Source organism: Maricurvus nonylphenolicus (assembly GCF_042854845.1).
Lineage (GTDB): Bacteria > Pseudomonadota > Gammaproteobacteria > Pseudomonadales > Cellvibrionaceae > Maricurvus > Maricurvus nonylphenolicus.
Window position 1 is genome coordinate 2,304,419 of sequence record NZ_AP031498.1, and the last position, 13,607, is coordinate 2,318,025.

Annotated in this window: 8 protein-coding genes; 6 read left to right on the plus strand and 2 right to left on the minus strand. The window is 48.8% G+C overall.

The genetic code is table 11. From position 1 onward, the window contains the following. Nucleotides 1-40: 40 nt before the first annotated feature. Entirely contained in the window at nt 41-688 is a 648-nt protein-coding gene (locus tag ACGHZ6_RS09880) for a hypothetical protein (RefSeq protein ID WP_390618680.1), read from the plus strand. Here the strand turns inward: ACGHZ6_RS09880 and ACGHZ6_RS09885 are convergent. Continuing rightward, nucleotides 664-1,959: a helix-turn-helix domain-containing protein gene (locus tag ACGHZ6_RS09885; protein ID WP_390618681.1), complete on the minus strand. Its 1,296-nt coding sequence runs from the start codon at nt 1,957-1,959 to the stop codon at nt 664-666. The genes ACGHZ6_RS09880 and ACGHZ6_RS09885 overlap by 25 nt on opposite strands. A 271-nt stretch (nt 1,960-2,230) precedes the next feature. Between ACGHZ6_RS09885 and ACGHZ6_RS09890 the strand changes: the two genes are divergently transcribed. The 3 genes from ACGHZ6_RS09890 to ACGHZ6_RS09900 all read left to right on the plus strand — a co-directional run bounded on the left by ACGHZ6_RS09890 (nt 2,231) and on the right by ACGHZ6_RS09900 (nt 8,568). Continuing rightward, complete coding sequence (locus ACGHZ6_RS09890) at nt 2,231-4,045, plus strand: alkyl sulfatase dimerization domain-containing protein (RefSeq protein ID WP_390619159.1); 1,815 nt, start codon at nt 2,231-2,233, stop codon at nt 4,043-4,045. A 33-nt stretch (nt 4,046-4,078) separates the two neighbouring features. Further along, complete coding sequence (locus ACGHZ6_RS09895) at nt 4,079-5,935, plus strand: DUF3604 domain-containing protein (RefSeq protein WP_390618682.1); 1,857 nt, start codon at nt 4,079-4,081, stop codon at nt 5,933-5,935. 305 nt (nt 5,936-6,240) lie between these two features. Next, complete coding sequence (locus ACGHZ6_RS09900) at nt 6,241-8,568, plus strand: TonB-dependent receptor (RefSeq protein ID WP_390618683.1); 2,328 nt, start codon at nt 6,241-6,243, stop codon at nt 8,566-8,568. Between the two features lie 38 nt (nt 8,569-8,606). Here ACGHZ6_RS09900 and ACGHZ6_RS09905 read toward each other — a convergent pair whose 3' ends face one another. Then, nucleotides 8,607-9,878: a helix-turn-helix domain-containing protein gene (locus ACGHZ6_RS09905; protein ID WP_390618684.1), complete on the minus strand. Its 1,272-nt coding sequence runs from the start codon at nt 9,876-9,878 to the stop codon at nt 8,607-8,609. A 388-nt stretch (nt 9,879-10,266) separates the two neighbouring features. On the opposite strand from ACGHZ6_RS09905, the gene ACGHZ6_RS09910 reads away from it, so the two are divergent. Further along, nucleotides 10,267-12,615 carry a TonB-dependent receptor gene (locus ACGHZ6_RS09910; RefSeq protein ID WP_390618685.1) on the plus strand — a complete coding sequence of 783 codons (2,349 nt, stop codon included), beginning with the start codon at nt 10,267-10,269 and terminating at the stop codon, nt 12,613-12,615. A 113-nt stretch (nt 12,616-12,728) separates the two neighbouring features. Next, entirely contained in the window at nt 12,729-13,607 is an 879-nt protein-coding gene (locus tag ACGHZ6_RS09915; RefSeq protein WP_390618686.1) for a peptidyl-prolyl cis-trans isomerase, read from the plus strand.

Here is a 13,607-nt window from a genome sequence, read left to right on the forward strand (position 1 = left end):
TTATTTCGATCATCAAGCGATTGAGCGCAGCAGTTTGGTGATGTTGGTCGAAGAAGTCTTTAAGCCTTTAGGTGTGAATATCCAATATGAGGAATTGCCGCGGCGGCGATTGATTCACAGCGGCTTGAGGGGCGATATATCAATATTTACATTGCCTGTCCTCGATAACCCCATCGTCAATATTCAAGTGCCTGAAGGTATTATCCTTGGGGATCAGGCGTTGTTTTCCTATCCGTTAAATTTTTACGCTTTAAAACGTCGGCAAATTTCTTTAGAAAAGCCAGAGGATGTCGTTGAATATAGTCTGGGCGTTATCAAAGAGGCAAAGTTTATAGATGCGGCAATCTCCAGAGTGGTGAATCGGGAGTTGTCTTTGGTGACCTTTCAGCGTCCCAGGTATATCTTAAAGGCGCTGCTAGCTGAGCGGGTCGATATTATCATGCTGGCGGAACCCATTTTTCAATATGAGCTGAGTAAGCTAAAGACTAATGAAGAAATCAGCCTGGCTTATAGTATTGGTCGTTCCGGACGTCATTTAGCCTTTTCTGAAGCCAGCTTGGGCAAGGAAAAAGCGCTGCAGTTAAAAGCCTTCACAAATCGGCGCTTGCAAGACCTGAAAGACAAAGGCGTACTGCAAAAAATAGCGCAAGATTATTTAAATACTTACGATGAGCCTTCTGAAGACTGATCCAGTGATTTTTTGTATTGCAAAGGCGTCATCCCTGTGGTCTTTTTAAAAGCTTCGTAGAAAGACGATTTCGATTTAAAACCTACCTCCATAGCCAGATCAATGACAGGCATTGATGGCGCTTCTGTATCGGTTAATAGCTCTTTGGCTCGCTGAATACGGTAGTTGTTTACAAAACTAAAGAAGTTTTGTCCCATTTGGCTATTGATGACCTGGGATACCTGATGGGTTGAAAGCCCGGTTTTTTCGGCCAGTATCGGTAGGGTCAGTTCGCTGTCCAGATACAGTTCTTCGTCCTGCATATGCTGCATGATCCGCATCTTAAAGGCCTCGGCATCCTTAAGGCTGATACGAGAGCGTTTGTATTTTGACTCAGGCGCGACTTCTAGTTGCTCTTGCTGAGTGTCTGTTGTCTGAGTCTGATTTTCCGTTGCGGATGGCTTCTCTTCAGTAACTTGCGGAATATTGTCGCGGCTGGAATGTGAGGCGGCAGTCACTCCGTGGATCAGTGAGGGCTGAAACAAGGCTGACAGACCGATGGCATAAACCACAAAGACCAAAAAGATCCAGGGAATGCTGGGAATCAGCGCATTGGCATCAAAGTGAACGCCACCCATTTGGGTACGGTTAAACAGCACATAAATCACCAGGAAGCCCAGGCACAACAGCGTTAGTTTGGAGAGCCACCTGAGGTTCATTTTCTCCAGTGATGAGAAGTGCTGCTTCATTCTTATGTTATGCAGCCTGATCTGACGTAACACCAGAATGTTGTAGATGACGAACTGAATGGCGAAGAGGTTACCCGGGATATCCAGATCTATCCAAATTCGCCAGAAGCCTGGTACAAAACTGGCGACTTCTGAGGACAGGGGGGCTGTCCTTTCAGTCCATAAATAGCTCAACAGCTCCCTCTGATGCTCTTCAGGAATAAACATAAACTGGATTGAACTGGTAAAAAAGAACACCGCTGGCAAAAAGTGCAGGGCCTGTAACCAGCTGACGGAGCGGTTGGTCAGGCTGTAGGCATATAAATACAGTAAGGGCCCCCAGGTCAGGTGTAAGGGAGGAATTAGCCTCGCCAGGGAGGGATGGTCGATAAAGTAACCGGTGCGAATCAGCCAGTAATGCAACAGGTGGAGTCCCATGGCCAGAACCAGCCCTGCCATAAAACCATTGGCCAGTCGGTGGCCACTCTGGGAAAGCAGCAGGACGACAGCCAATAGAATGCCGTGTAATAAACCAAACCCGTAAAGAAAGCCGATAAGATCCATAAGTTATTAATATGCCGAAGAAAATAATCTAACTCTAAGGATAGTATCACCGCCAATTTTGGCTTGTTAAGGACTAAATCAACGAAATCGGCAGAAATCCCTTAGTCTTGTTGTTTTGCCGTCCGGATAGCGGACCATCTGTGTATCCGTACTCCTATCGACATACTTTCGCGCAAAAAGTCGGTTCGTTGGCATAGGACAGGACTCCTTCTTATCGGGTTATGGGTAATCTGTTGAAAGCCTAAAATAGATAAGAGGATAGAGGTGAGTGATGAAGTTTAACTCGGCAAAGAAACTGGCGGCTTATGGTGTGGGGGTAGCCGTAGCAGTCCTGGTCCTGTCCATGAGCCTGCCCATAAACCAATCTTTAGCGGCGTTAACCCCCAAGCCAGTATTTGAGCCTAAACCAGAATACCGCTCAGTGCTTAAAACGGACCAAGTCGTGGCTTTGCAATTTGGTACCTTGCTGAGGCAGCACAAACCGACCGTGCATAATGTTGATGAGGGTGTCTACCTGATTCATGGCTATGGTCAGGGTAGTGCGGTGGTTGTCGAAGGTGAAACGGGGCTGGCTGTCTTTGATGTGGGTGATAGCTACGAGATCGGCAAGGCGATGTTAGCGGCTATCAGGGAGTACACCGATAAACCCATCAAAGCGGTCATTTACTCTCACTTCCATTTTGACCATATTTTTGGTGGCAAAGCCTGGATTGAAGCTGCCGATGACGATGTACAGATTATTGCTCATGAGTCTATCGTGCGTTACTTAAACGAGCGTGTATCAGCCCTGGCGCCGCGTACCGATTGGGGGCTGTCCATGCAATTTGGTATGCATTTGGATGAGTCCTGTGAAGTAGGGGAGGGGCCACTGTGTTCTGGAGTACACGGTATCCAGTTTCCACGAGTGGGGTCCACCAAAGGCCATAAACGCCACGTGATCTATCCCAATCGCACCTTCAGGGATCGCCTTAAACTCGATAATATCGGTTTGGATATTGAGCTGATTCACGTGCCCAGTGAAACGCCAGACAATATCATTATGTGGATTCCCGAGCGCAAAGCGATCGCTACGGGCGATGCCTTAACACCCACACTGCCACCAATTTTTACCGCCCGTGGTCAACGCGTCCGGGATCCGGAAGCATGGATCAAGGCGGTGAACCTGATGCGATCTTTGAACCCCGAGCATGTGATTCCCAGCCATGGTCCGGCTTACTCCGGTGAAATGGCGTCCCAGATATTGGAGAACTATCACGATGCGCTGGCCTTTATGTATCACCAGACGGTGCGCCTGATTAATCAGGGTAAAGGGCCTGAGGAGATTGCATCAGAGTTGAAGCTGCCTTCCCATCTGGTGAATTACCCGTACCTGGGGCAGTGGTATAACGATTTGCAAACCAATGTTCGCGGAATCTACAGCTATTTGGTTGGCCATTACAACGACGTCGCGGAAATGCCTCTGCTTAATCCCAAGACCGAAGATGCCAATATGATTGCCCTGGCCGGTGGGCCAGAGGCTTACCTGGAAAGATTGCAGCAGGCCTATGATCGCGGTGATTATGTATGGGTTGCTCGCGCTGCCAGCCATTTGATTCGCCTGGAACCAGAAAATCAGGCTGTCAAAAACCTGAAAGCCTCAGCATTGCGGGTGCTGGCAGCAAAAACCCGCGCCGGTTCGCATCGCCATTTTTACCTTCAACATGCAGCTGCGTTGGAAGGCTTGATTGAGATTCCTGTAGCCGCCCGCTTTACTCGAGAAGATGTATCGACTGTGCCCGTTGCAGCCTTGGTTAATCAACTGCCTTTCCGCTTGAATATGGATAAGGCAAAAGGCAAAAGACAACACTTCACCATTGCGATTTCAGATAGCGATCAGATGTTTGATGTTGAGCTCCGCAATGGCGTCGCCGAAGTCGCTACTATTCAAACCACAAGTGCTGCTGATATTACCATGGACAGTGAGACCTTCCGCTTGTTCTATATTGGTGAAGTAGCCCTACAGCAAGGCTTTACGGATAAGAAAATCGCCGGAGATAAAGCCAAAGCGGCCGCTTTCTTTGATGTATTTGATTGGCCGTCCAGCTAACGGGTCGTAGTGATGTTGAAACGGAGGTTTTATATGCGCAATCAATATCGTCGTGCCGGTTTAGTGGCGCTGCTGACAGTTTTTACGCCTTTGTCAGTATTGGCAGCGGAAGTTTACCCAACCCAGGCGTTATTTGGTGATACCCATGTGCATACCAAATTGTCTGGGGATGCGCGGGGATACGGTTTAACCCTGTCTCCGGAAGATGCTTATCGGATTGCTCAGGGTGAAACCCTGATATCGACCGGCGGCCATCAGGTGAAATTAAAGCAGCCATTGGATTTTATGGTTGTAGCTGATCATGCCGAAGGTTATGGCTTGATGGATGAGCTGATTAAGGGCAACCCTGAGCTACTGGTGAATGATACCGTAAAGCGTTGGCAGAAAATGCTGACGTCTGGCAATAAGCAGTCAGTATTTTTAGCGGTCAGGGAAATTATTCAAGCCCAGGGATTGGGCAAATTACCGGAAAAACTTACCTATAACCCCAAAGTCACCAAAGGCTTGTGGGAGAGTAATTTGCAGCTGGCTGAAAAATATAATCAGCCCGGAAAATTTACCACCCTGATGGGCTACGAATGGAGTGCCATGCTGCGAGGCAATAATTTGCACCGCGTCGTTGTGTTTCGGGATGGCATAGATAAGGTTAAACAAACCTTGCCGGTAGACAGTAACAGAAGTGGTTATGATCCAATCAATTTATGGCGGGCACTGGAAGCTTATGAAACAAATACCGGTGGCAGGGTATTGGCCATTCCCCACAATCCCAATTTAAGTGGCGGTATGATGTTTGACTACAATCGCCCCAACGGCATACCGATTAATAGTCAGTACGCCAAGCTATCCCAGCGTTGGGAGCCGGTTATTGAAATGACGCAGACCAAAGGCGATTCTGAAGCCCACCCCGTCTTATCGCCTACCGACGAGTTTGCCGATTATGAAACCTGGGATGTTGCCAACCTGGCCTTAACGCAAAAAACAACGCCGCAGATGCTGTCTGGCAGTTATGTTCGATCAGGGCTAAAACGCGGCTTGGAAATGGAGCGAGACCTATCCGTCAATCCCTACCAGTACGGCATGATCGGCAGTTCTGATACCCATACAGGTATTACCGTTACCGATGAAGATATCTTCTTCGGTAAAAATACCCTGGAAGAACCTTCTCCCAAGCGCTGGAAGAAACCAGCCAGTATGTCGCCGGACGGTTTATTGAAAAATGAAGGCTGGACGATTTCGGCATCAGGCATTGCAGGGGTTTGGGCAACAGAAAATACCCGAGAGGCAATTTTTGATGCGATAAAGCGCCGTGAGGTATTTGCTACAACGGGTAGTCGAATCAAGGTACGCATGTTTGCCGGTTGGCAGTTTGATAACGAGCTTTTTCAGCAGGGAAACTGGGTAGAACAAGCCTATCAGAAAGGTGTACCTATGGGAGGGGTATTGGCGAGCCCCGTCAATACTTCAGGAGGCGATTTGCCGACAATTATTGTTTCCGCCTTAAAAGATCCTTTGGGAGCCAATCTGGATAGGGTGCAGATTGTCAAAGGTTGGATCGATGGTCAGGGTAATACGCAAGAGAAGGTTATTGATGTTGCCTGGCAGGATGATCGAAAGCTGGATGCAGACGGTAAGTTGCCCAGTATTGGAACTACCGTCAATGTGAGCGAAGCGACTTATAGCAATACGATTGGCAGTGTTGAGATAAAGGCTGTATGGCAAGACAGTGAGTATAAACCTGGCCAAAAAGCTTTCTATTATGCGCGTGTGTTGGAAATCCCCACCCCGCGCTGGACGGCTTATGACGCTAAGAAATATCAAATTAAACTCCCCGAAGATGTTCCCATGGTTGTCGTGGATAGAGCCTATTCGTCGCCGATTTGGATTCAGTAAACCTCCAGGGTTTATTTGTTGAGCCTGTAAAGACTAATCCCCACATACAAACGTATGTGGGGATTTTTTTATGGGCTTATTAAAGCACTTGAATCGATTAGTCATTCGTTCGTTTCCGGGGTTCGAATGTGTAGGGCGGTCTTAAATCCGAACTTTTAGGCAAACTTTTTACGGTTTTTTGAGTTCGGGGTCATAGGCCAGGATTCCAGGTTAAAGATTTACGCGTAATGTGAAGTTAGTGGTGAAGTAACGCTACGTCTAAGAGAGATAAATACAATAATTTGGTAAATAACTTGGAGAGCTCCATGAGCAAGAAATTTACACGAAATATGATGGCTACTGCGGTTGCCTTGGCCGTCCAGGCTGGCGGTGGTTACTGTTTGGCAGAGACCGATGACAATAATTTTTCCCTGGAGGAGATTGTTGTAACGGCGCAGAAGCGTGAGCAATCTTTACAAGATGTACCTTCTACCGTAAATGCAATTCAGGGTGATGCCCTGACGGATATGAAGTTATTTAATTTCTCCGACCTTGAGCAGGTATCCCCAGGTTTGGAGCTGAAAACGATTGATGGTCGGGCCGGTTCCATTTCCTTGCGCGGTGTTGATTACAACCCCAATAGCGCTGCGGCAGCGGCAGTGGATGTGTACTGGAACGACGTGACGCTGGGCTCTAACGCCAGCGGCGGTGTGTTCCAGGAAATGTTTGACTTGGGCCGCGTTGAACTGCTGCGTGGTCCGCAGGGTACCCTGCAGGGCCGTACTTCGCCTGCTGGCGCCATTGCCATTCATACCGCCAAGCCGGATATGGAAGAAATGGAAGGTTACGTGCGTACAACCTTTACGGGCAATGAAGGCAATAACACCCAGTTTGCTTCCAGTTTGCCCATTATTCCCGGTGAGCTGTCCATTCGCGTGGCCGGTGTTTATAACACCAGCGAAATGAATGAAGTGAAGAACTACCTCGGTGGCGATGTGTCTGATACCGAAACCAGCGCTGGTCGTATTACCGTGGCATGGGAGCCAAGCGATAGCTTTGCCGCTGAGTTTACTTATCAGTATCTGGAGAGTGATCTCAACAACTACACCACGCTGACCGGTTCCTCCTCTTTGGGGCAGGGCCTACCTGATTTGGATGCCTCTGATCGTACCGGCATCGACGCAGTGCCGGACAATTTACATGGCCGCTATGAAAATATGGCGCTGAAACTGGATTGGGAAGTGCTGAATCATCAGGTGACGTTCTTGAGTGGTTACTCTGAAGTTAGTTCTGTGCGCACGTACGATAACGCCATGGGTAACTCTGATGATAGTGGGTTTACCCAGGCAGGGCCGCATCCAAAGACCGGGATTGCTGGATCACAGCTGAATGATCCGCAAGCCATGTTTGATCAAAACTACGCTTCCTCGCAGGAGCTGCGTATCGCCTCTGCGGATAATGAATTCTGGGATTATACCGTTGGTCTTTACTACGGTAATGAATCTGGCTTCTTTAACCGTCAGCAGATGCAGGCCATCGCGCATCCGCTGGTGGCTCCGCTAAATATTTACGCTGATACAGAAGTACGCTCTCCATTTAATATTCAGAGCTATGGCGCCTTTGCGCACAATATGTTCTATCTGACCGATCAGCTAACCGCGCAGGTAGGTGTTCGTTGGCAACGTCAGGAGCGCACGGTAGAAGGTTCTGTATTCCTTAATGAAGATCTGTCAGCCCTTCATCCTGCATTTCCTCAGGATGCGGAACTTAAGCAGTTAATTGCTGATGATCTGGAAACGGGTAACTCCGAAGCCTGGACGGGTTCAGTGAGTTTGCAGTACGCCTTTGCTGAACAGGATATTTCTGTCTACGCCAGTGCAGCAACCAGCTTCCGCCCGGGTGGTGTCAATGTGGCGGGTCAGGCCTTGAATGAGTTGACCGCTTATAACGAAGAAGATAGCTGGTCACTGGAACTGGGCTTTAAATCCCAGTGGCTGGACAACCGTCTGCGGTTGAATGGTGCCGTTTTCCATCAGGACTACAGTGACTACATTGGCCGCTTTGCCAACATTAATGTTAACGCTACCAGCAAACCTGCCAGTGTAACTTACAATGGCGATGCCACTATTCAAGGTGTGGAGCTGGATTTCGAATACCTGCTGACCGAGAGCTGGCGCATGGCCGGTGGTATGAGCTATGTCGAAGCTGAGTACAAGGACGGCGTGAAGGTTCCATCTAATGAAAGCGGAGCTGACTGTGATACCAGTGGCACTATGAATCTCTGTGATGCCAGCGGTTTGGAGCTGGGCTCCCAAGCGCCGTTTACCGCTTCACTCAGCAGTGACTACACCATCCCGATGGATGCCTTCGATGTCTATGTGACGGGGCTGTACAAGTTTACCGGTCGTCGCACGGATGCCGATGCACCTTCTGGCGATTTAGGTGGCTATGGCACCTTTGATCTGCACGTGGGATTACGGGAGGCGGCAGCGTCTTGGGATGTTTCCCTGTTTGCTCGCAATCTGTTTAACAAAGAGGCGACCGATAGTATGGATCCTGAAACCAAGACCTTCTCTGGTGTAGGGACCGGTTACTACAAGGCCAATGTTATCCCTCAGCGCGTAGTGGGTGTGTCAGGCACTTACCACTTCTAATCAGCGCTAGTCTTTGCCCCTCCAGTGTGGGGGGCAAGCTATGACAGCGATTTCTTAAATTGTGTAGGTGTCATCTGGGTGGCCTTCTTAAAGGCATCATAGAATGAAGACTTGGATTTAAAGCCTACCTCAACCGCCAGCTCCACGATGGGCATATTTTGTGTTTCCGGCTGACTCATTAAGTCCTTGGCCATTTGAATGCGGTAGTTATTCACGAAGCTAAAGAAGTTCTGATTCATCTGGCTGTTAATGACTTGGGAAACCTGGTGGGCTGTCAGGCCCGTATGCTTGGCCAGGTCCAGCAGGGTCAGTTCGCAATCCAGATAGAGTTGTTCTTCCTGCATCTTCTCCATTAACAGGATCTTGAAAGCTTGGGCGTCTTCAAGGCTTAGGCCAGAGCGCTCATATTTGGTGGTTTCTTGGGGGGCAGGGGGGGCAGATCCGCTTTCGGTAACTTTCTTTTCTTCAGTTTCAACTGAATCAGGTGAGGGTTTGGGCGATTCTTCTCCATCCAACGTTGCGGCTGAAATACCTCGAATAAGGCTTGGCTGGAAAATGGCTGCCATGGCTATGACATAAATCAGCAAGACTTGCAGGATTGATGGGGCACTGGGCGTTAGAGCATTTACGTCAAAGTGGCCGACCAGCAGGAGTTGTGAGCGGTTAAAGACCACAAAAACCAACAGGAACAGCAGGCACATAAGGGTTAGCTGGCCTAGCCATTTGAGATTCATCTTCTCCAGAGAAGAGAAGTGGCGCTGCAGCAGCTGGTTGTGATTACGGATCTGGCGTAAAACCAGAATACAGTAGGTGCCAAAATGCAGGGCGAAGAAGCTGCCCTGAAGATGCAGATCAATCCAGTGGCGCCAGAACGAGGGGATGGCATTGGCTACCGCAGGGATGAGCTGGATATCTTCACGCTGACTCCACAGGTATGACAGGAGGTTGCGTTGGTGTTCTTCAGGGATGGTGTGGAATTTCCAGGTGCTGGTGAGCATGAAAACCGTTGGCAGAAAATGTAACGCATGGCTCCAATTCACAGATCTGCTGGTCAGGCTATAGGCGTACAAGTACAGCAGGGGGCCCCAGGCAAAGTCCAGCGGCGGGATTAGTAGCCCGAAGGATGGGTGTTCAAGATAGAAGCCAATACGAATCAACCAGCTTTGCAGTAAGTTCAGGCCCATCACCACCACAAGGCCGGCCATAAAGGCATTCGCCAGGCGATTTCCGCTCCGGATAAACAGCAGTAGGCCCGCCAATAAAATGCTCTGCAGAACGCCGAAGCCGTATAAGAAACCGATTAAATCCATACCGTTAATCTTATGCCAAAAAGTCTGGTCCTGCTCGATAGTAACACCGGCTTAGGGCATAAGTTAAGCGTCCGTCGAAGCTGTTTCCCGTCTGCCGATCCGTCCGGATATAGCGGCAAGACCCTGTTGCCGGGCCTTCTGGACGCGAATCCGAACTTTTTTCGTTCGGAAACATAGGGGCGGACGCTTAGGTTTGGGAACCGGAGTAGTTTTGGATTCGCAGTCGCTGCTTTTAGATGCGTTGCTGCTGCAGATAGCGGTAATGGAGAGGATTAATCAAGGGTAAAACAAGTCCAGGTCTTTTCACGGAAGGCTGGAGTTAACCATAAATCCCTTTGGTTGTTATCAGACCCGCCTGCAGCTAAAACTACAATAATTGGAGAGTCTTATGAGCAAGACATTTACCCGAAACCTGACCGCTGTAGCGGTTGCTGTTGCTGTGCAGACCATGAGTGGGTATAGCCTGGCAGAAGCGGGAGAAGAAACCTTTTCACTTGAAGAAATCATTGTAACGGCACAGAAACGTGAGCAGTCGCTTCAGGATGTGCCTTCGACAGTGAATGCGATTCAGGGCGATGCCCTAACTGATAAAAAACTGTTCAATTTCACTGACCTTGAGCAGGTGTCTCCAGGTCTTGAGTTGCGTTCCATCGATGGCCGTGCAGGCTCGATTGCCTTGCGTGGGGTCGACTTTAACCCCAATTCAGGGGCATCCGCCGCAGTTGATGTGTATTGGAATGACGTGACGCTTGGCACCAATGCCAGTGGTGGCGTATTCCAGGAGATGTTTGACTTGGGTCGAGTGGAGTTGTTGCGTGGTCCACAGGGTACTCTGCAAGGCCGTACCTCACCAGCGGGTGCTGTCGCCATCCATACCGCCAAGCCGGATATGGAAGAAGTTGAGGGCTACGTTCGTACCACCTTTACCGACAACAGTGGTACTAACACCCAATTTGCCTCCAGTTTACCGATTATTCCCGGTGAGTTATCTGTTCGTGTCGCCGGTGTTTATAGCGACAGCGAATTAAGTGAAGTTAAGAACTATGTTGACGGTGATGTCAGCGATACCCAAACCAAAGCGGGCCGTATCAGCGTTGCTTGGCAGCCTAGTGATGAGTTTGCTGCTGAATTTGTTTATCAATATGTTGAGAACGATTTAAGTAACTATTCGGTATTGACCGGTACGTCTACTTTAGGCCAAGGCCTGCCAACCCTTAGTGGTTCCGATCTGGAAGCCATTCAAACCCAGGCTGATGTCTACAATGGTCGCTTCGAAAATGTTTCCCTGAAGTTGGATTGGGAAGTATTGGGGCATCAGGTGACGTTTGTCAGCGGTTATTCAGAAGTAAGCTCTGTTCGTGACTTTGATAACGCTTTAGGTAATACCAAGATTGGTTTTGATGACCATCCTGTACTTACAGCGCTGTACCCACAAATCGGTCTAACCGGTACCCAGTTAAATAACCCTCAACGTATGCTGGACCAAAACTACGCTTCGTCCCAGGAACTTCGTATCGCCTCAATGGATAACGAGTTTTGGGACTACACCGTAGGTGTTTATTATGGCAATGAGTCCGGTTTCTACAACAATGAATTTATGCGTGAGCAATTCTTTGGTCCCGCTTCTTTATACTTTGATACCGTGGCAAGTGCTCCATTTGATATCCAAAGCTACGGTGCCTTTGCCCACAATATCTTCTATTTAAATGATCAGTGGACTGCCCAGGTTGGTATTCGCTGGCAGCGCCAGGAACGAACGGTTGAGAGCTCCTTGTATGCGGCTGAAGATACAACCGCGCCAAATCCAGCGCTCGTGTTTTCTGAAGGCGATGAATTGGCCCAGCTGATTCCTGATGATCTTGAGTCTTTAAACTCTGAAGCCTGGACCGGGTCAGTAAGCTTACAGTATGCCTTTGCCGACTACGATGCATCTGCTTATGTCAGTGCTGCAACCAGCTTCCGTCCCGGTGGGGCAACGGTTTCTAACAAAGACCTGGGAGAGCTCACTGAGTATAACGAAGAAGATAGCTGGTCACTGGAAGTGGGTGTTAAATCCAGCTGGCTGGATAACCGTTTACGCTTAAACAGTGCAATCTTCTATCAGGACTACAGCGATTATATTGGTCGAGCTAATCGCGTTAGTCTAAACCCTGCTTCAGCTGCAAATGGTGGTGAAGGGTCGATTACCACCAATGGCGATGCAACGGTCCAGGGGGTAGAAGTTGATTTCGAATACCTCATGGCAGAGAACTGGCATATTGCTGGTGGTGTTAGCTATGTTGAAGCTGAGTATAAAGATGGTGTGACTCTGCCGAGTAATGATTGTGCCTTTGTAGGTACAGAAACCGCAGCTATGTGTGACGTTGGAGGTCTGGAATTAGGTACGCAGGCTCCATTTACTGCTTCCCTTAGCACTGATTACACCATCCCAATGGATGCCTTTGAAATCTATATGTTAGGTCTGTACAAGTTTACAGGACGACGTACTGATACCGATGCACCTTCCGGTGATCTGGGCGGTTATGGCACCTTTGATCTGCATTTAGGATTAAGAGAGGCTTCGGCGACGTGGGATGTTTCCTTGTTTGTGCGCAATCTCTTCGACAAGGAAGCAACAGACAATCTGCAGCCAGAATCTAAAACATTTGGTCGAGCTCCAATTGAAACCACGGGTTATTTGAAAACGGGGCAGATTGCTCCAAGACTCATTGGCCTTTCTGCAACCTACAACTTCTAACTCTCAACCTTTAGGCCCCACGTATGTGGGGCCCTTTTTTTATTGATTATTGGAAATACAGTTTTAAACGATTATCTTAAGGATAAGACGGTTTTAGATTCCGCGAGGTAAGCATGTCCGTTAACGAAATACGATCTGAAGATTCCCTTTCCGTTCGCTGGTTAATTGGTGGATTAATTTTAGGGTTGTTAGCGGCACTCTACAGTGTATTGCTGCCAGAGCAATGGCAAACCAACAATATGCAGGTAGTGGCGGAAGTGAATGGCACCCTCATTACTCGCGAAAAATACCTCAATCATCTACAAGCCTTAGCGTCCGATAAAAAAGATGCGATAACAGCAGACGATGCGGAGTATGTGCTGCAGCGTATTATCGAAGAAGAATTATTAGTACAGCGGGGCTTGGAAGTCGGCTTGATCGACAGCGACAAACGTACCCGTTCAGCCATGGTCAATGCCATGATCGGTATGACCACGGCAAGTGCAGAGGCGACTCCGCCCTCAGAATCAGATTTAACAGATTTCTTTAACGAGCATATCGATTACTTCACTCCTACCTCTCGAATTCATGTCAGTGTGATTAACCTTACAGGCGATGATGCCGGTAAACATGCAGAGCAGGCCGTTAAACGCCTGCGTAAAGGTGAAGACTTTACCGTGGTGAGGCAGGCATTGGGCTCACCGGTGGCGTTAAGTGTGCCAGAGAATTTATTGCCACCAACCAAGCTTCGGGAGTACCTTGGGCCAAGCCTGGTGCAAACACTACAGCATCAGTCCGTTGGTTATATTTCTGCGGCTATGCCTTACGGTAACGGCTTTAGAATCATCAAGTTGGTTGATAAGGAAGTAGGGCAAGCTCCCGCTATGGTCACCGTTAGGGAGCAAGTGGAAGCTGAGTATGTACGTCGTCTGGGTGATCAGACCCTGCGTGAATACCTGGCTTGGTTAAAGGATCGTGCCGATATTCAATACCCCTCTGAATTACCACTGTAA